Source organism: Neobacillus sp. SuZ13, assembly GCF_030123365.1.
Classification (GTDB): Bacteria; Bacillota; Bacilli; order Bacillales; family Cytobacillaceae; genus Neobacillus.
On record NZ_CP126107.1, the window covers coordinates 149888 to 168666 of the forward strand.

Genomic DNA, 18779 nt, shown 5'->3' on the forward strand with positions numbered 1-18779 from the left:
AAAGACTCTCAAACCTTTTGGTTTGGGAGTCTTTTTTTGCTTGTGGTTATGTTTTTCCAATATAACCAACCTAGTTATGAATTTAAATACTTCAGTCTCTTTTTCAGATAGGCAGTTCTGTCACGAATGAATTGAAAAATTACTTCCGGTTCCCCATCAAATATTTCGATATCCTTTTTTTTGAATGGATCTTGCAGGATATGTGGCCTTAATGCTTGATGCATGGAAGTAACTTTATTTGTTAAATAAGGAACTGTGAACTTAGTTTCCAAGAGTTCTTCTAATATGTTTCTGTAAAGTTTACGAAACTCAGGTACTTGCAGAAGAAGAAAAGAAAGTTGGTTGGTTTCTTTGCCGCCAATAGGAACATAATTATACTTCATAATACTGCCGCTAATTTTCCGGCCCCAAGTGCCATCATAATCCCAAGGAATGATTTCAAATTGCTCTGTGTTGCTGTTACGATAAAGGGCATAGTTATGGGTAAATCCATCGTTATTCATGGTGCAGACTGCGCCTGCCAGCCACTGTGCGTATTTTTTTGTGTCAATGAGATTGAAAATGATCCGGGGAAAGTCAGAGAGTGGTGTGTTATTGACTTTTTTTACTAGTTCAATGAGATATTTATAATCGGATTCATTCCCAAAGGCTTTTTGGTAGCCTGAAGTAAGAGAAGCCTTACGCTTGCCATTCTTTTTATACAGTGAAAAGTTGGCACCACTTCCTACGGCATAAAAAATTGGACCTAAAGGGAGTCCTCTTCTTTTCAAGAACATTTCATCCACGGATTCTAATTTTAGATACACCCCTTTTAAAGAGCCGTTTCTTACTAAATTGATATGTTGACTATCTGGCGATAAGACACCAATGTCTTGAAAAAAGTCGAGAGAAAGTTTGTTACGGAAGAGTGAGGGATCTCTGTATTCTGCATTAAGGTGAAGGATATGGGCATCAGAAACTGTTTTTGGTTCCATGAACTTGATCATATATGACTTTTTACGGAATTCCCGGGTATATGAACCTCGGTAGCAAATCTCAACATTGTAGCGGGTATTACCCACCTGTAAACAGGCAGGAACAGGGATATCGCTCCAAATATCTTTCCTAAGATCTTTTAGATCAGCTTTTTTTATTTCTAAAAAATAAGTTTGAATTTGGTAGGGCATTTGTTCCATAAAAAACACATCCTTAATAAGCTTAATTCATCCTATTAAAGGCGTGTATAAAATGATAAAGATATTGCTCAATTCATTGCAATTTAATTTTTTAAACAAAACGGATGTGAGTTCTTCTTCACATCCGCATTAGTTGACTAGTTGGTTTTTCACTGCATAAAGAGCGGCCTGTGTCCGGTCGGCAAGCTCTAGTTTTGATAAAAGGTTCGATACGTGAGTTTTAACCGTTTTCTCGGTAATAAATAATGCGGCAGCAATTTCTTTATTGCTTTTTCCTTTCGCTATTTCTTTTAACACATCTAACTCTCTTTTCGTTAATTCCTCGAGTAAGTTCTTTGCTTGCTTACTTTTATTCGACAGATTGGCCAGTAAATGCGAGGTAGCCTTTGGGTGCAGCTGGTTTTCTCCGCTAATGATTTTTTTAATCGATGTGACCAGTTCATCAGGCTGGATATCTTTTAATTGGAATCCAGAAGCACCGGCTTCGAGCGCAGGGATGACATGATCTTGATCGGAAAAACTGGTTAACATCATGATTTTAATTTCCGGCAGCTTTTCTTTTATAATTTTTGTTGCCTGGATTCCGTCCATTTCCGGCATGATGAGATCCATTAAGATAATATCAGGTTTTAATAATTGGGCCTGTTCAATTGCTTCTCTGCCATTAGCGGCTTCCCCGATAATTTCAAGGTCTTTTTGTGTTCGAAGAAAAAAGACCAGGCCTCTTCTAACGACATGATGGTCATCAACGATTAGGATCCTTATACTCATGTGAATTCTCCTCTCTAAAAAGGAATGCGGATTTCTATCTCTGTCCCGCTTCCAAGGTTACTCTTTATTAAAAATTGTCCGTTAAGTGATTCTGTCCGCGTTCTCATATTTTTAAGTCCGAGCGTGGGAATTTCTACATTTTCTTTAAAATGGAAGCCACAGCCTTGATCCTTAATGACCATCACAACTTGGTCCTTAGCGGCATGGAATATCAAGTTAACCTCAGTGATCTGGGAATGCTTCTTACAATTAGCTAACGCCTCCTGACCGGTGCGCCACAAAGCTTCCTCGACCTTTCCAGGAATGCACGCTACTCCTGTAACCTCGGTATGAATGGTTAGGCCAAGCATTTCAGCATAACTTCTCAAGGAGCTTACGATGCCATTCTCTAGCCCAAGCGGCCGCAGCTGCCATATCAATGCTCGCATCTCCCCAAGCGCTTCCTGAGCTAAGTCCTTAATATATCCAAACGTATGTTTCACATCTTCTTGTTCAGTCATTTCCACTCCTGCCCTTGCTGTTAAACTGAGGGAAAATAACAGTTGATTTACGGAATCATGAAGATCCCTTGCCAGCCGATTTCGCTCCGCAACAAGTGCGGTTTCCTGTTCCCGCTGGGTAAGTTTAATTCTCTTTAACGCTGTGCCGATTTGATAGGCAACAGCTTCAAGTAAAGCAAGTTCATTCTTGTTGAAATGTGTCTTATAAGGCGAACCAACATTTAAAATCCCAAATCGTTCCTTTCCAGCTCCTAGCGGGACGGTGGCATGATGGGTCAGCCCGCAAGTTTCACCAGCATGTTCTTCGATTGCTTCTTCAATTCGCTTGCATTCCATAATGTTCGTTGCTTTAGTTAATTTTTTATTGTTGTATTTATTGACGCACCAACACCCACCCTGGCACATTCTTTCTTTTTGGTTAGCTGCCAAAGCAGGGGGCAGAGAGTCGTCGGCTGCAAGGTGATGGGTACCTTGCTCATCCATTAAAAAAATCCATCCAGTTTGTAAACCCGTTACTTGGAGGAGTTTTTTCAGCACTCCAGTTAAAATGTCTTTTGTATCCGTTCCTTCGTTTAATAACTCAGCGATTTCTTTTAAAATGCCAATATCTTTATTCTCCTCAGACATTCTATTCCCCTCCACTGTCTGCATTTACTGTAATTATAGCTTATGGATGGAAGTATGACGTTAAAAAGTCATAGATCAGGCTTTGCTTGTAGAAACTCAATAACTTCATTATTTGGCCCTTCATAAAAAAGGGTCTCCCATCCGTTTGTTAACTTGTAAGGACCTTCAATTTTTCGATTGCCATTAAACTGGTCGATGACTTCATTTAGATCATTTACTTCAAAGCATAAATGAGCATGTTTTTCTTCATGACGATTAGAGATCAGTTCCAGCCTGAAATTACCGGCAGTAAGGAACACAATTATTTCCCCCATGAAAAAGATTCGGCATTCTTCTTGAAGCCCTAAGTGCTTTTTGTAAAAAGCTACAGACTCTTCGAGATTATTGACTTCAAGGCCATAATGGTGGAATCGCATGTTTGGAGCCTCCTCGGATTATAAGATTAAATTCATATCTCCAAACTCATGCCATAAATAGCCCGCTTTGATTGCCTGATTATATGCTTGGAGCAAATGCTGTTCTGATACAAAGGCGGAAAGCATATCAAGGTGACTCGCTTGAGGTTCATGAAGACCTGTAATGATGCCGTCGGCTAGTTTTAAGGGATATTGCTGGTCGATGTAGAGATCGGTTGTGCCCGAGAGGACTCCACTTTTGGCTGCACTTTCAAGAGCACGAACTACGGTGGTTCCAACCGCAATGACTCGGTTCCCATTGGCCTTAGTCTGGAGAATTCGTTCCATCGTTTGTTTAGAAATATGGTACTCCTCGACATTTTCTTTAGGTGACTGATGATAGTCATCATCCAGTAAATAGCTTAATCCAGTGTGCAATTGGATAAAGTCCAGCTGGATGTTCAGCCGCTTCAATTTGAAAATTAACTCCCAGCTAAAAGCTCTGCCTGCTGAGGGCATTTCTACGGAACCGGGGTGACTGGCAAAAACGGTTTGATAGTAATCGAGGCCCCATGGCTCGTCGATATATTCATAACGGATTGGCTCGCCGAGGGCATATATCATATTAAATAATTCCGTACCTTTTTTCGTAAATTCAATGATTTTTAATGGGGAATTTCCTTTTTCGGCAATTACCATTGCGGACAAGTCTGGTGAAAATTCGAGCATATCACCCGGTTTGACTGGAGCGGCAATAATTAATGCTTCCCATATATCTTGGCGGCATCGCCTAGCCAGCCGTACTTCTACATGGGGGATGACGGAATTCTTGTTTCGTATCCATTTGGCCTGTAAGACCGCGGGGATGGTTCGACTGTTATTGGCAATGAGCAGGTCCCCGGACTGGAGATAATCTGCTAAGTGGAAAAAATGGTCATGCTTGATTTCTCCCGTAGACCGGTCGAGAACCATCATCCGGACATGATCCCTTCGTATGCCGCGTTTTTCAGGGGGAAGGGAAGCATTTAATTCATTAGGCAGGTGAAAATCTAATGCTCTTGTTGCCATCACAATTCCCCCTCTGCTTGGGCCTCAAAGCGCTTGCCGTTAATTGCCGTTGCCTTGTCTGATGCCAGATAAAGAAAAATTCCGATGACATCTTCCGGCTTAGCTAATGGATAATCGCAGTCGGGGACGGCCGATTGATGCATGTCAGTGTCCATTTCACCGGGATCGACCATGTTTACTCTTATATTTGTGTCTTTTAATTCATCTGCCCATGTCTGGGTGAGGCCTTCCACGGCAAACTTGGAAATTCCGTATGCACCCCATCCTGCATAGCCCGTATGACCGGCTTCAGAAGTTACATTGATAATTGATCCTTCGTTCCGCTCAAGCATGCCCGGAATGACCCTTCTTGTCACAAGGAATGGGGAAACAGCATTTACTCGCAGCACTTCCGCAAAATCTTCTTCTGGGTAATCGAGAAGTAAAGGCATTGGGCTAGGGCCTAGGATAGATGCATTATTAATGAGGACATCAATGTGGCCAAATGCCTCCTCTGTCATCGCGATGAATCGTTCCACATCCCGTGATCTGGAAATATCCGCGGTAACCGCGAGAACCTCAGCACCTAATTTTTGAGCTTCTTCTTTCACTTTTAAGAGCTTTTCTGGTGTCCTTGAGCAGATTGCCAGTTTAGCTCCTTCCTTTGCAAAAGCCAGCGTCAATGCTCTGCCCAATCCCTTTGACGCCCCCGTAATCATCACAACTTTATTATTCATATTGATCTCTCCCTTTGTTTCTTGATGTCTTAAGCATACAGGGTTCTGGAAAATCAGCCTTCGGAAAAAAGCTTGAAGTTTTACTACAACTTTAGGATGAGAAAAGGCGTAAATGAAGGAGATCTCGATTTACCGAGAGAAGTCAAAAAGAGTCTCTGCGGTAAATGGGGGGGTTCGATTTACCGAGAGAAGTCAAAAAGGGTCTCTGCGGTAAATGAAGGAGGTCCCGATTTACCGAGAGAAGTCAAAAAGGGTCTCTGTGGTAAATGAAAGAGGTCCCGATTTACCGAAAGAAGTCAAAAAGGGCCACTGCGGTAAATGAAAGAGGTCCCGATTTACCGAGAGAAGTCAAAAAGGGTCTCTGTGGTAAATGAAAGAGGTCCCGATTTACCGAGAGAAGTCAAAAAGGGCCTCTGTGGTAAATGAAAGAGGTCCCGATTTACCGAGAGAAGTCAAAAAGGGTCTCTGTGGTAAATGAAGGAGGTCCCGATTTACCGAGAGAAGTCAAAAAAGGCCTCTGTGGTAAATGAAAGAGGTCCCGATTTACCGAGAGAAGTCAAAAAAGGCCTCTGTGGTAAATGAAAGAGGTCCCGATTTACCGAGAGAAGTCAAAAAGGGTCTCTGCGGTAAATGAAAGAGGTCCCGATTTACCGATTAAAGGAGAAAATACCCAATAATACAAAGCGCCTCCACAAGAAATGAAAAGGCTTCACATTATCTGAACTGCATACGTATTTAATCAATACAGTTCATTCAAAATACCTATAATGTCGCTGTCCAATTGAATTATAGTTCTGGATAAGTACTCTTCGTATTGTCTTTTTAGACCCAAACCCACACCATTCAAAGACCAGATTAGTTGTAATTTTGATACCAGGAAAAAGCAACACCAATTCCTCCACACACCGTAAGACAGCAGAATCGACTTTTTCCATGTGCCCGCATGTACCACAGACAATCATCATCTTCTCTCCACCAGAAATGATCAGCGAGTGGCACATTCCACATATAATCCCCTTTTTCAGGTGACCAAAGTTATAAGGGGGAAAACGGGTAAAGGGATTGTCAGTTTGGTGCAATGAGATTAGTTGATCAGCAAGCGTTTTATGGCGGTTTGTTAGTTTTGATGGAATTTCATTTAATCTTTTCATCAGACTGTTCAGTTGAGTGGGGTGAATTATTGGCTCTTTTAATGGGGCTTGATATAAGGTGAAATTGGGGTTTACAAAGGTTACGTCGCCTTCAATAGGTAAGTGAAAGCCAAGATCTTTAAGTAAGGGACGAAGGTGCAACTTACTTCGTTTTAATTGATGTAAAGGATTACTAATTTCATCCTTTGATGATTTGGGATAGAAATTTCCTGATTCATACCGATAATCCCCCTCAAAGTTTTTAATTTCATATGGATAAATCGTATGTTGAGAAATAATAAGTGTATCAATTTGAAAAAAAGATTTGTTTTGCTCAAGGCCTAAATCATTTAATATGTATAAATCATTTTGTAACTTCGAAGTTAACTGGTCAAAAAACACTTCCCCCTGGTATCCCTTTTCAAGGTAAGCAAGTCGCTGCTTGTCCTTTAAAGATAAATCCATTCGTACATTCAATAAACTCAGAACTCGTAATTCCTTTGACCTCACACGAGACTTATAATGCGGCATGAGCCACTTCCTTTCCTAAAACACTCCATCTCTTATTTTACAAAAAACAACATAATAATGGTTTGAATTCTTTGTTAACAATTTAGAGATCCACCCGATAAAAATTGGCAACTTAAAACTTTGCATTTCTTCTGAACCCTAGATAAAGAATAGTTCTAAGAGGTGAAAAGTAGTGACAGTAATTACGACCTTTAAGGAAAAAAAACGGGAAAAACAAATAAAATATGAACGATCAGTTCTCCGGGAACTTTCGATCAATACATTAAAAGAACGAGTCCAACAATACTTTGGTTCAACAAAAATTGTTTCCAGCCTCATCATGAATACAGGAATTGAAGAAGCATGCTATGACATTGCCCTTGAAGCCTTTTTATTGGGAGCAAAATATAGCAAGTTTGGTTATCATGGCGAAAACCTTGATGATGTTCGAAAACGCTGCTACCGAGAAGAAAAACACCTTATTGATACGTTATATAACTTTTTCCTTTATTGGGGAAGCGGTGAAGAAGGCGCCATGAGTGAATCACTTTATTACCTATGTGAGCAGTATATCCATATCTGGTGGAGAGAGGGCTTTGAAAAAGGACAAAGACGCCACAAGCTCCGTCTGCACTAAGGTCTGGCATTTCTTCCTGTTCTAAATCCCCCCTTTGTCCCATATAGTTTAGAGAATAGGGACGAGCGGGAAGGAATGATTGGGGTGTCGAAGCGAAGACTGAAAATAATTAGTTTTATAGTAGGCTTATTTGTCTTATTTTTCGTTTTACAGTACGACTTTGCTGAGGATGACTCGTTGAATGCGTGGAATCTTCCATTGTCGGGAAAAATCATTTTACTTGACCCGGGCCACGGCGGGCCAGATGGCGGTGCAGGAACGGGTCAAACTTTAGAAAAAGACATTGCCTTAGAGATTACAAAAAAAGTCCGGGATTACTTGCAAATGCAGGGAGCCCTTGTCATTATGACCAGAGAAACAGATACCGATTTAGCAGCACCTGATACAAGGGGCTATAGTCGAAGAAAAGTAGAAGATTTAAAAACAAGACTAAAAATGATCAATGAGGGCGATAATGACTTTTTTGTCAGTATTCATTTAAATGCCATTCCTTCTTCGAGGTGGAGCGGGGCTCAAACCTTCTATGCACCACAATATAAGGAGAATGCAGAGGCAGCCAAGTTTATCCAAGATGAGCTGCGGACAAATTTAAAGAACACGACGCGTAGAGCGAAACCCATTAATAATGTCTATATCTTAAAAAATGCGAAGAAACCAGGTGTTTTAGTTGAAGTTGGCTTTTTGTCCAACCCTGCTGAAAAAGAAAAGTTAAAAAAGGATTCTTATCAGGAGAAAGTAGCCATTTCCATCTATCAAGGAATCACTCGATATTACACGAATGAAAAAGAACTAGTCGAACCAGAGTATTGAGGGTGAGAAATCACCTTCTATTTTTTTGAATGTCTAGCTCCAACCCCCTAGCGGCTAGTGTCCTTCGCTCTCCGCCCTACGATAAGTCAACATCAAATCGCCTCCGGCTCTTCGTGATGTCTAGCTCCAGCGCCTAGGGGCTCGGGGTCATAAGCCAATCCGTCAAGAAGGTTAAAGAGCAACCTTCTCGCCGGCTCCTCTTATGCCTGTCGCCCCTGGGCAAGGCGCTTCCGCATTTCTGCTTTCCTTTATCTCAGTTGGAGCGCTCCACAAGGGAGGCTTCGGCAGCATAAGCATCGCACGAAGATAGAGCGTTAGCTCTTTTGAGGAGGCCATACGCCGCTGACCAGGGGGCTTGCGCTTTTCTTAAATAAAGCGGATAACTAATTAAAAATACGTGTGATTCATTTAACTGTTTCTTAACTTGGTTATGATATACTGAGAGATGGAAACGAATTCAAAATGTGAGGTGCTTTTTATGTTAACAGAGGAAAGAATCTATGAGGTTCTTGGCAGCCTGAAAGAACCATTTTTACATAAAACATTAGCTGAATTAAATGCTATTGTGGAAATAAAAATCAAAGAAGAAAAAAACCATGTCAGCGTAAAAGTGGCAATCGCGAAAACTGGTACGGCGGAGCAGCTCCAATTACAAACACAAATTGTTAATTTGCTAAAAGAAGCTGGGGCAGCAACGGTTGGAATCCGCTTTAGCGAACTCCCTGAAGAAGTTTTAGCTGCTCATCGCCATGCGGAACCAGAAAGTAATGATACAAACTTACTTCATTCAAATAAAACAACCTTCATTGCGATTGCAAGTGGAAAAGGCGGTGTTGGTAAATCAACTGTGTCAGTGAACCTTGCTGTCGCTCTTGCACGCCTAGGCAAAAAGGTTGGCTTAATTGATGCCGATATCTATGGATTTAGTGTGCCTGATATGATGGGAATTACACAAAGACCTGTAGTCAGAGGAGAAAAGATTATCCCTGTAGAACGTTTTGGCGTTCAAGTCATTTCCATGGGCTTCTTTGTTGAAGACAATTCGCCAATTATTTGGCGTGGACCAATGTTAGGGAAAATGTTAAACAGCTTCTTTAGTGAAGTAGAGTGGGGCGATATCGACTATCTATTATTAGATTTGCCGCCAGGTACTGGGGATGTGGCTTTAGACGTTCATACTATGCTGCCGGCATGTAAAGAAATTATTGTTACTACTCCGCATCCAACAGCAGCCTTTGTTGCAGCACGTGCTGGTGCAATGGCACTGAAAACTGACCATGAAGTCCTTGGTGTCATTGAGAACATGGCATACTTTGAAAGTAAAGTGACCGGTGAAAAGGAATACGTATTTGGCCAAGGCGGCGGCGATAAATTAGCGGAGGAATTGAATACTGAAGTTCTTGGCCGTTTGCCACTTAACCAGCCGGATTGGAATGACGAAGACTTTGCTCCATCGATCTATCAAGAAGATCATCAGACTGGAAAAATTTATTTAGAAATCGCTGAAAAAGTAACTGCCTTACTTAAAAAATAAATTGATGCAAAAAGAGAAGCCCTTCCCTGCTGGAAAAGGCTTCTCTTTTTTAGATAAATAATTTACCTCAGCTCCCTGTGTCGGTTTTAGTGCCGCCGTCGGAACCTTGGCTTTTACTAGCGGATTTGCTATTCGCTTCTTCTGCTGCCTTTAAGAGTAATTCTTGTATTTTTGCTTTAAACAAGGGACTATCTACTGTTTCTGTTATAACTTTCTGAAGATGAGACCGGTACTCTTTACTTTTTAATGCATCTGCCATCTCTTTTTGAATTTCCGGCTCTTTAAAAACCTCAATCATCATTCCTCTATATTCGGGGTCATTCATTAATTCCTTCAGTAATTTTTTGTTTTCAGCCTTCAAGTTTTTTGAAACGCTTTGTGCGAATTTAGGATCACTAAATGTTTCTTTCCAATAATCTTTTGCTTTATCTGATGTGAGAGTTTGCTGGATCGTATCAGAGACTACTTTTTGATCCATTACCAGTTTTTCCTTCATGCCATCACTTGACATTACTTCTTGGAGTGCTTTCTTCCCATCATCCGTTTTAAGAATATCAACAACCATCTTTTTCGTTTGTTCGTAATCAACTTGCCCTCCGCCGCTGGATTCATTGGAAGAACAGCTTGTCAAGAACACCAAGATGGGCAGGAGGCACAATATGCTTTTTGCTTTCATTAATAAGCCCCTTTCACATAAAAATCCTTAAGTTTAGCATGTTGTAACTTGTGAAAGATTATTCGTATGGAATTATAAATTATGGATTTTTCAAATTTGGCTTGGTACAATCATAATGTTGATTATTTTTGTATTTTGGAGGTTTATAGTGTGACAAGCCGTAATTGGGTAAAATTATTTTTAAACACATTATTAGTGGGCGGACTCACAACGGCTATTGTGGGCTTTATTGTTCGCTGGAATGAATTTGAGCCCTATTTTACTGAATTTAAACTCATTGATATTTTGTCCACATTAATTTGGTTAATTGTCATGGGCTTTTTGTTTAGTGTCATTAGCCAAATGGGCTTTTTTGCATATTTAACAGTTCACCGCTTTGGTTTAGGGATCTTTAAATCTGTTTCATTGTGGAATGCTGTTCAAATTGTTCTTATTCTTTTTGGTTTATTTGATTTAGTGTATTTGCGATACGAAAATTTTGCTGACCCGAGTGATTCTGTTCTCCCGTACTTTGGTCCAGCTATCATCCTGTTGGCAGCTGCGTTGGCGGCAGCGTGGTATAAAGTTAAACAGACCAATCGGGATGCGTTTATTCCTGCCTTGTTCTTTATGATTGTGGTTACATTAGTTGAGTGGGTACCAGTCCTTCGTGTAAATGAACACAGCTGGCTTTACCTCATGATGTTTGCATTAATAGCATGTAATGCTTATCAGCTTTTGATTTTGCATAAATTAAACCTGCAATCACAGCAGGAAAGACAAAAGAGGGCAAGCCAAGCCCAAAATAATAAACCTTTAAATAAGAAAAAGACAAAAAAACCGTCCATATAAAAGTTGGACGGTTTTTTTCTGTTTATCTAATTTCTTTTGAACTGGCCTCACCGTTAGCGATCATTTCTGAAACGGAAACAAGCTTAAACCCTTTTTGGCGAATATCCTTTAAAATCAACGGCAATGCTTTGGCCGTTTGTTTTGCTGAATCGGAAGCATGAAGTAGAACAATATCGCCTTTGTCTGCTTTATCCACATTTTTGACAATGACTGGGATCCCGGGATTATTCCAGTCTTTTGAATCTACACTCCAATGGACTACTGTATATCCATATCTTTTGGCAATTTTTAAAGTCCGCTCATCAAAATGACCGGTTGGAGCGCGTAGTAATTTAATATCTTTCACATTTAGTTTCCGGAAGGCTTCTTGTGCTTTTGAGATATCTTGGCCAATTTTTACATCTTCTAAGTCACGATAGTCTTTGTATTCGTAACCAAGAATACCAATTTCATAGCCATCCTTTATGATGCGGTTAACAATGTCAGGGTGTCGCTCGGCCCAGGAACCAGCTAAGAAGAAAGTAGCTGCTTTTACATTTTCCTTCTTTAAGGTATCTAAAATAGGCTCTGCCTTTTCATCGCCCCAACCGATATTAAAAGTAAGTGCAAGACCCTTTTCCCCTCTATAAATGGCTTTCGGACCATCCTTTGCTGAAAAGACAGGAATTTGTGTAAGGTTCTCCATGTAGAGAAACCATGCAGTAAAGAATGCTGCAATTAAAATAAGTGAAATGCTCTTCAAAGACTTCCCATTAAATACAAAAAAGAATTTCATCGTCCCCACCTCGTCCAATACTGTCCTTGTCTCAACCTATGCGGACTTTTTTTTAAATATGATTAGAAAATCTTTTAATAAAATCTCAATAATTGGAAATTACTACAATAACTAGATAAATCGCTGGAGGTTATTCAATGTTTGGACTTCTAATAAACGAAAAAGAAGTAAAAGAAATGGAATACCTTATTAAAAGAGAGATGGATGAAATCCTTTTTGATTTAAGAGATGATCGTATCGATCATATAGTAAAGAGAGCAATGGAAGAAAGATATAAAGTATTGTTTACCCTTTTTCGCAGGGTGGCATCTCCACATGATTGTCTTAAGTATATGAGAAGAGGAAAGAAGGATAGGAAAAAGGGGTAAGGAAAAAATCATTTTTTTGTGCAAGAACCGTTGACAATAAATAAGTATCTTGGTATATTAATAAACGTCGCTGCTGACATAAAAAAACTTCAAAAAAGTTGTTGACATTATGTTTTGTGGATGATATATTAATAAAGTCGCTTTTGAGCGATTGAACAAATTGTTCTTTGAAAACTAAACAAACAAAATCGTGCAAACAAACAATAAATTTTAGTTTCTTTTAAAGAAGCTAAGCCAACGTAACAAATGAGCTAATCAACTTTCTTGGAGAGTTTGATCCTGGCTCAGGACGAACGCTGGCGGCGTGCCTAATACATGCAAGTCGAGCGAATCAATAGGAGCTTGCTCCTGTTGGTTAGCGGCGGACGGGTGAGTAACACGTGGGCAACCTGCCTGTAAGACTGGGATAACACCGGGAAACCGGTGCTAATACCGGATAATCCTTTTCCTCTCATGAGGAAAAGCTGAAAGTCGGTTTCGGCTGACACTTACAGATGGGCCCGCGGCGCATTAGCTAGTTGGTGAGGTAACGGCTCACCAAGGCGACGATGCGTAGCCGACCTGAGAGGGTGATCGGCCACACTGGGACTGAGACACGGCCCAGACTCCTACGGGAGGCAGCAGTAGGGAATCTTCCACAATGGACGAAAGTCTGATGGAGCAACGCCGCGTGAGCGATGAAGGCCTTCGGGTCGTAAAGCTCTGTTGTTAGGGAAGAACAAGTACCGGAGTAACTGCCGGTACCTTGACGGTACCTAACCAGAAAGCCACGGCTAACTACGTGCCAGCAGCCGCGGTAATACGTAGGTGGCAAGCGTTGTCCGGAATTATTGGGCGTAAAGCGCGCGCAGGCGGTCCTTTAAGTCTGATGTGAAAGCCCACGGCTCAACCGTGGAGGGTCATTGGAAACTGGGGGACTTGAGTGCAGAAGAGGAAAGCGGAATTCCACGTGTAGCGGTGAAATGCGTAGAGATGTGGAGGAACACCAGTGGCGAAGGCGGCTTTCTGGTCTGTAACTGACGCTGAGGCGCGAAAGCGTGGGGAGCAAACAGGATTAGATACCCTGGTAGTCCACGCCGTAAACGATGAGTGCTAAGTGTTAGAGGGTTTCCGCCCTTTAGTGCTGCAGCTAACGCATTAAGCACTCCGCCTGGGGAGTACGGCCGCAAGGCTGAAACTCAAAGGAATTGACGGGGGCCCGCACAAGCGGTGGAGCATGTGGTTTAATTCGAAGCAACGCGAAGAACCTTACCAGGTCTTGACATCCTCTGACACTCCTAGAGATAGGATTTTCCCCTTCGGGGGACAGAGTGACAGGTGGTGCATGGTTGTCGTCAGCTCGTGTCGTGAGATGTTGGGTTAAGTCCCGCAACGAGCGCAACCCTTGATCTTAGTTGCCAGCATTCAGTTGGGCACTCTAAGGTGACTGCCGGTGACAAACCGGAGGAAGGTGGGGATGACGTCAAATCATCATGCCCCTTATGACCTGGGCTACACACGTGCTACAATGGATGGTACAAAGGGCTGCAAGACCGCGAGGTTTAGCCAATCCCATAAAACCATTCTCAGTTCGGATTGCAGGCTGCAACTCGCCTGCATGAAGCCGGAATCGCTAGTAATCGCGGATCAGCATGCCGCGGTGAATACGTTCCCGGGCCTTGTACACACCGCCCGTCACACCACGAGAGTTTGTAACACCCGAAGTCGGTGGGGTAACCGTAAGGAGCCAGCCGCCTAAGGTGGGACAGATGATTGGGGTGAAGTCGTAACAAGGTAGCCGTATCGGAAGGTGCGGCTGGATCACCTCCTTTCTAAGGATAAAGCTGGACCTGTGAGCCAGACAAAACAGTTTGTGCATCGATCTTTGTTTGTTTAGTTTTGAGAGTGCAATTCTCTCAAACCAATCGTTCTTTGAAAACTAGATAATCGTAATGAAGAAGCAAAGTAAACATCGAGTAATCGCCATTTTAGTTTTTCTCTCTTATTCAAATTAAGAGTTATAAACCTTTTAGGTTAAGTTAGAAAGGGCGCACGGTGAATGCCTTGGCACTAGGAGCCGATGAAGGACGGGACTAACACCGATATGCTTCGGGGAGCTGTAAGTAAGCTTTGATCCGGAGATTTCCGAATGGGGGAACCCACTGTTCGTAATGGAACAGTATCTTTACCTGAATACATAGGGTATTGATGGCATACCCGGGGAACTGAAACATCTAAGTACCCGGAGGAAGAGAAAGCAAACGCGATTCCCTGAGTAGCGGCGAGCGAAACGGGACATAGCCCAAACCAAGAGGCTTGCCTCTTGGGGTTGTAGGACACTCAACATGGAGTTACAAAGGAACGGGGTAGATGAAGCGACCTGGAAAGGTCCGTCAGAGAAGGTAAAAACCCTGTAGTCGAAACTTCGTTCCCTCCTGAGTGGATCCTGAGTACGGCCGGACACGTGAAATCCGGTCGGAAGCAGGGAGGACCATCTCCCAAGGCTAAATACTCCCTAGTGACCGATAGTGAACCAGTACCGTGAGGGAAAGGTGAAAAGCACCCCGGAAGGGGAGTGAAATAGTTCCTGAAACCGTGTGCCTACAAGTAGTCAGAGCCCGTTCATGGGTGATGGCGTGCCTTTTGTAGAATGAACCGGCGAGTTACGATCCCATGCAAGGTTAAGTTGAAGAGACGGAGCCGCAGCGAAAGCGAGTCTGAATAGGGCGTATGAGTATGTGGTCGTAGACCCGAAACCAGGTGATCTACCCATGTCCAGGGTGAAGTCCAGGTAACACTGGATGGAGGCCCGAACCCACGCACGTTGAAAAGTGCGGGGATGAGGTGTGGGTAGCGGAGAAATTCCAATCGAACTTGGAGATAGCTGGTTCTCTCCGAAATAGCTTTAGGGCTAGCCTCACGTAGTAAGAGTCTTGGAGGTAGAGCACTGTTTGGACTAGGGGCCCTCATCGGGTTACCGAATTCAGACAAACTCCGAATGCCAAAGACTTATCCGTGGGAGTCAGACTGCGAGTGATAAGATCCGTAGTCAAAAGGGAAACAGCCCAGACCACCAGCTAAGGTCCCAAAGTATACGTTAAGTGGAAAAGGATGTGGAGTTGCTTAGACAACCAGGATGTTGGCTTAGAAGCAGCCACCATTTAAAGAGTGCGTAATAGCTCACTGGTCGAGTGACTCTGCGCCGAAAATGTACCGGGGCTAAACGTATCACCGAAGCTGTGGATTGACATCTTTGATGTCAGTGGTAGGAGAGCGTTCTAAGGGCGTTGAAGCTAGACCGTAAGGACTGGTGGAGCGCTTAGAAGTGAGAATGCCGGTATGAGTAGCGAAAGATGAGTGAGAATCTCATCCACCGAATGCCTAAGGTTTCCTGAGGAAGGCTCGTCCGCTCAGGGTTAGTCGGGACCTAAGCCGAGGCCGAAAGGCGTAGGCGATGGATAACAGGTTGATATTCCTGTACCACCTCTTTATCGTTTGAGCAATGGGGGGACGCAGGAGGATAGGGTAAGCGCGCTGTTGGATATGCGCGTCTAAGCAGTTAGGCTGAGAGGTAGGCAAATCCGCCTCTCGCGAAGGCTGAGCTGTGATAGCGAGGGAAATTTAGTACCGAAGTTCCTGATTCCACACTGCCAAGAAAAGCCTCTAGCGAGATAAAAGGTGCCCGTACCGCAAACCGACACAGGTAGGCGAGGAGAGAATCCTAAGGTGAGCGAGAGAACTCTCGTTAAGGAACTCGGCAAAATGACCCCGTAACTTCGGGAGAAGGGGTGCTTTTTGAGGTGAATAGCCTCGAAGAGCCGCAGTGAATAGGCCCAGGCGACTGTTTAGCAAAAACACAGGTCTCTGCGAAGCCGCAAGGCGAAGTATAGGGGCTGACGCCTGCCCGGTGCTGGAAGGTTAAGAGGAGGGGTTAGCGCAAGCGAAGCTCTGAATCGAAGCCCCAGTAAACGGCGGCCGTAACTATAACGGTCCTAAGGTAGCGAAATTCCTTGTCGGGTAAGTTCCGACCCGCACGAAAGGCGTAACGATCTGGGCACTGTCTCAACGAGAGACTCGGTGAAATTATAGTACCTGTGAAGATGCAGGTTACCCGCGACAGGACGGAAAGACCCCGTGGAGCTTTACTGTAGCCTGATATTGAATTTTGGTACAGCTTGTACAGGATAGGTAGGAGCCTGAGAAGCCGGAGCGCTAGCTTCGGTGGAGGCGTCGGTGGGATACTACCCTGGCTGTATTGAAATTCTAACCCGCACCCCTGATCGGGGTGGGAGACAGTGTCAGGTGGGCAGTTTGACTGGGGCGGTCGCCTCCTAAAAAGTAACGGAGGCGCCCAAAGGTTCCCTCAGAATGGTTGGAAATCATTCGCAGAGTGTAAAGGCACAAGGGAGCTTGACTGCGAGACCTACAAGTCGAGCAGGGACGAAAGTCGGGCTTAGTGATCCGGTGGTTCCGCATGGAAGGGCCATCGCTCAACGGATAAAAGCTACCCCGGGGATAACAGGCTTATCTCCCCCAAGAGTCCACATCGACGGGGAGGTTTGGCACCTCGATGTCGGCTCATCGCATCCTGGGGCTGTAGTCGGTCCCAAGGGTTGGGCTGTTCGCCCATTAAAGCGGTACGCGAGCTGGGTTCAGAACGTCGTGAGACAGTTCGGTCCCTATCCGTCGTGGGCGCAGGAAATTTGAGAGGAGCTGTCCTTAGTACGAGAGGACCGGGATGGACGCACCGCTGGTGTACCAGTTGTTCTGCCAAGAGCATCGCTGGGTAGCTATGTGCGGACGGGATAAGTGCTGAAAGCATCTAAGCATGAAGCCCCCCTCAAGATGAGATTTCCCATAGCGCAAGCTAGTAAGAACCCTGAAAGATGATCAGGTTGATAGGTCAGAGGTGGAAGCGTGGTAACATGTGGAGCTGACTGATACTAATCGTTCGAGGACTTAACCATTTTAAGGTGAACTCAAAGTTTACAAACTTCTTCTTCATTATCTAGTTTTGAGGGAATGAAAAAAATTAATTTTCCTCTTGAAAAATATAAAAAAGACATTATAATTAAATAGTGTCGAAAATATGGTCTGGCAATTATGGCGAGAAGGTCACACCCGTTCCCATACCGAACACGGAAGTTAAGCTTCTCAGCGCCGATGGTAGTTGGGACACGCGTCCCTGTGAGAGTAGGACGTTGCCAGGCTGTAATATTAATGTTCCGCAGTAGCTCAGTGGTAGAGCTATCGGCTGTTAACCGATCGGTCGTAGGTTCGAGTCCTACCTGCGGAGCCATTTTTATGTAAACTAAGTTTAGCTGTGCTTCCATAGCTCAGTAGGTAGAGCACTTCCATGGTAAGGAAGAGGTCAGCGGTTCGAGCCCGCTTGGAAGCTTACCTAATTTAATAATAGTACGGCCCCTTGGTCAAGCGGTTAAGACACCTCCCTTTCACGGAGGTAACACGGGTTCGAGTCCCGTAGGGGTCATCATTTATATTCGGAGGATTAGCTCAGCTGGGAGAGCATCTGCCTTACAAGCAGAGGGTCGGCGGTTCGATCCCGTCATCCTCCACCATAATTTTATTATGTAAACCATATGCCGGGGTAGCTCAATTGGTAGAGCAACTGACTTGTAATCAGTAGGTTGGGGGTTCAAGTCCTCTCGCCGGCACTTTCTTTTTTTAAATTTAATATGGAGGGGTAGCGAAGTGGCTAAACGCGGCGGACTGTAAATCCGCTCCCTCCGGGTTCGGCGGTTCGAATCCGTCCCCCTCCACCATTATATTTTTAAAAAAATTGGACATACTATTTATTATCACATCATTATTGGGCTATAGCCAAGCGGTAAGGCATCGCACTTTGACTGCGACATGCGTTGGTTCAAATCCAGCTAGCCCAGCCAGAGAGCCATTAGCTCAGTTGGTAGAGCATCTGACTTTTAATCAGAGGGTCGAAGGTTCGAGTCCTTCATGGCTCATATTAAAAAGAGTAAAAAACTTTGGATGATTTTCCAAAGTTTTTTTTTGTTCAGGAAATAATAAATAATTAATTGTGAATGAATTGAAATAGTTCTCTGAATCCAGCTCCAGCGCCCAGCGGCTAGTGTACTTCGCTCTCCGCCCTACGATAAGTCAAGCACGAATGCGCTCCGCTCTTCGTGTTGTCTAGCTCCAGCGCCTAGGGCCTCGGGGTCATAAGCCAATCCGTCAAGAAGGTTAAAGAGCAACCTTCTCGCCGGCTCGTCTTATGACTGTCGCCCCTGAGCAAGGCGCT

General features: G+C 43.6%; 14 protein-coding genes, 8 tRNA genes and 3 rRNA genes. 16 read left to right on the forward strand and 9 right to left on the reverse strand.

What is annotated here, in order from left to right; translation table 11 throughout:
* Positions 1 to 74: 74 nt before the first annotated feature.
* The 7 genes from QNH17_RS00835 to QNH17_RS00865 form a co-directional block, all read right to left on the reverse strand.
* Positions 75 to 1175 carry a CotH kinase family protein gene (locus tag QNH17_RS00835; protein WP_283879397.1) on the reverse strand — a complete coding sequence of 367 codons (1101 nt, stop codon included), beginning with the start codon at positions 1173 to 1175 and terminating at the stop codon, positions 75 to 77.
* A gap of 129 nt (positions 1176 to 1304) precedes the next feature.
* Positions 1305 to 1946: a response regulator gene (locus tag QNH17_RS00840; RefSeq protein ID WP_283876972.1), complete on the reverse strand. Its 642-nt coding sequence runs from the start codon at positions 1944 to 1946 to the stop codon at positions 1305 to 1307.
* A 14-nt stretch (positions 1947 to 1960) separates the two neighbouring features.
* Complete coding sequence (locus QNH17_RS00845) at positions 1961 to 3073, reverse strand: GAF domain-containing sensor histidine kinase (RefSeq protein ID WP_283876973.1); 1113 nt, start codon at positions 3071 to 3073, stop codon at positions 1961 to 1963.
* Between the two features lie 68 nt (positions 3074 to 3141).
* Positions 3142 to 3489: a VOC family protein gene (locus tag QNH17_RS00850; RefSeq protein ID WP_283876974.1), complete on the reverse strand. Its 348-nt coding sequence runs from the start codon at positions 3487 to 3489 to the stop codon at positions 3142 to 3144.
* An 18-nt stretch (positions 3490 to 3507) separates the two neighbouring features.
* Positions 3508 to 4536, reverse strand: a complete 1029-nt coding sequence (locus tag QNH17_RS00855) for an S-adenosylmethionine:tRNA ribosyltransferase-isomerase (protein WP_283876975.1) — start codon at positions 4534 to 4536, stop codon at positions 3508 to 3510.
* Complete coding sequence (locus QNH17_RS00860; protein ID WP_283876976.1) at positions 4536 to 5252, reverse strand: SDR family NAD(P)-dependent oxidoreductase; 717 nt, start codon at positions 5250 to 5252, stop codon at positions 4536 to 4538. Before QNH17_RS00860 ends, QNH17_RS00855 begins: the two co-directional genes overlap by 1 nt.
* Before the next feature lie 749 nt (positions 5253 to 6001).
* Entirely contained in the window at positions 6002 to 6913 is a 912-nt protein-coding gene (locus QNH17_RS00865; protein WP_283876977.1) for a nuclease-related domain-containing protein, read from the reverse strand.
* A 172-nt stretch (positions 6914 to 7085) separates the two neighbouring features.
* On the opposite strand from QNH17_RS00865, the gene QNH17_RS00870 reads away from it, so the two are divergent.
* From QNH17_RS00870 to QNH17_RS00880, 3 genes are all read left to right on the forward strand, one after another.
* The gene (locus tag QNH17_RS00870; RefSeq protein WP_283876978.1) at positions 7086 to 7529 is read left to right on the forward strand and encodes a YbaK family protein; all 444 of its coding nucleotides are present in this window, start codon (positions 7086 to 7088) and stop codon (positions 7527 to 7529) included.
* 84 nt (positions 7530 to 7613) lie between these two features.
* Positions 7614 to 8339, forward strand: a complete 726-nt coding sequence (cwlD, locus tag QNH17_RS00875) for an N-acetylmuramoyl-L-alanine amidase CwlD (protein ID WP_283876979.1) — start codon at positions 7614 to 7616, stop codon at positions 8337 to 8339.
* Between the two features lie 478 nt (positions 8340 to 8817).
* On the forward strand, positions 8818 to 9873 hold the full coding sequence (locus QNH17_RS00880; RefSeq protein WP_283876980.1) for an Mrp/NBP35 family ATP-binding protein: 1056 nt from the start codon (positions 8818 to 8820) through the stop codon (positions 9871 to 9873).
* A gap of 67 nt (positions 9874 to 9940) precedes the next feature.
* Here QNH17_RS00880 and gerD read toward each other — a convergent pair whose 3' ends face one another.
* A complete protein-coding gene (gerD, locus tag QNH17_RS00885; RefSeq protein WP_283876981.1) occupies positions 9941 to 10549 on the reverse strand; it encodes a spore germination lipoprotein GerD in 609 nt (202 codons plus the stop codon).
* 150 nt (positions 10550 to 10699) lie between these two features.
* Here gerD and QNH17_RS00890 point away from each other — a divergent pair, with 150 nt between their 5' ends.
* Complete coding sequence (locus QNH17_RS00890; protein WP_283876982.1) at positions 10700 to 11380, forward strand: KinB-signaling pathway activation protein; 681 nt, start codon at positions 10700 to 10702, stop codon at positions 11378 to 11380.
* A 22-nt stretch (positions 11381 to 11402) separates the two neighbouring features.
* Here the strand turns inward: QNH17_RS00890 and pdaB are convergent, their stop codons facing one another.
* The gene (gene pdaB, locus QNH17_RS00895; RefSeq protein ID WP_283876983.1) at positions 11403 to 12155 is read right to left on the reverse strand and encodes a polysaccharide deacetylase family sporulation protein PdaB; all 753 of its coding nucleotides are present in this window, start codon (positions 12153 to 12155) and stop codon (positions 11403 to 11405) included.
* A 137-nt stretch (positions 12156 to 12292) separates the two neighbouring features.
* Here pdaB and QNH17_RS00900 point away from each other — a divergent pair, with 137 nt between their 5' ends.
* From QNH17_RS00900 to QNH17_RS00955, 12 genes are all read left to right on the forward strand, one after another.
* The gene (locus QNH17_RS00900; protein ID WP_283876984.1) at positions 12293 to 12523 is read left to right on the forward strand and encodes a hypothetical protein; all 231 of its coding nucleotides are present in this window, start codon (positions 12293 to 12295) and stop codon (positions 12521 to 12523) included.
* A 261-nt stretch (positions 12524 to 12784) separates the two neighbouring features.
* Positions 12785 to 14334, forward strand: a 16S ribosomal RNA gene (locus tag QNH17_RS00905).
* Between the two features lie 200 nt (positions 14335 to 14534).
* Positions 14535 to 17469 (forward strand): 23S ribosomal RNA (locus tag QNH17_RS00910).
* 126 nt (positions 17470 to 17595) lie between these two features.
* Positions 17596 to 17712 (forward strand): 5S ribosomal RNA (rrf, locus tag QNH17_RS00915).
* The 16S, 23S and 5S rRNA genes sit together here with 8 tRNA genes alongside, the layout of an rRNA operon.
* Before the next feature lie 14 nt (positions 17713 to 17726).
* Positions 17727 to 17801 (forward strand) — tRNA-Asn (locus QNH17_RS00920).
* Positions 17802 to 17827: 26 nt separating this feature from the next.
* A tRNA-Thr gene (locus QNH17_RS00925) sits at positions 17828 to 17900 on the forward strand.
* A 21-nt stretch (positions 17901 to 17921) separates the two neighbouring features.
* Positions 17922 to 17993, forward strand: a tRNA-Glu gene (locus QNH17_RS00930).
* 12 nt (positions 17994 to 18005) lie between these two features.
* A tRNA-Val gene (locus QNH17_RS00935) sits at positions 18006 to 18081 on the forward strand.
* Positions 18082 to 18104: 23 nt separating this feature from the next.
* Positions 18105 to 18177, forward strand: a tRNA-Thr gene (locus tag QNH17_RS00940).
* Between the two features lie 23 nt (positions 18178 to 18200).
* Positions 18201 to 18285 (forward strand) — tRNA-Tyr (locus QNH17_RS00945).
* A 48-nt stretch (positions 18286 to 18333) separates the two neighbouring features.
* Positions 18334 to 18408, forward strand: a tRNA-Gln gene (locus tag QNH17_RS00950).
* Between the two features lie 2 nt (positions 18409 to 18410).
* Positions 18411 to 18483 (forward strand) — tRNA-Lys (locus QNH17_RS00955).
* The last annotated feature ends 296 nt before the right edge of the window (positions 18484 to 18779 follow it).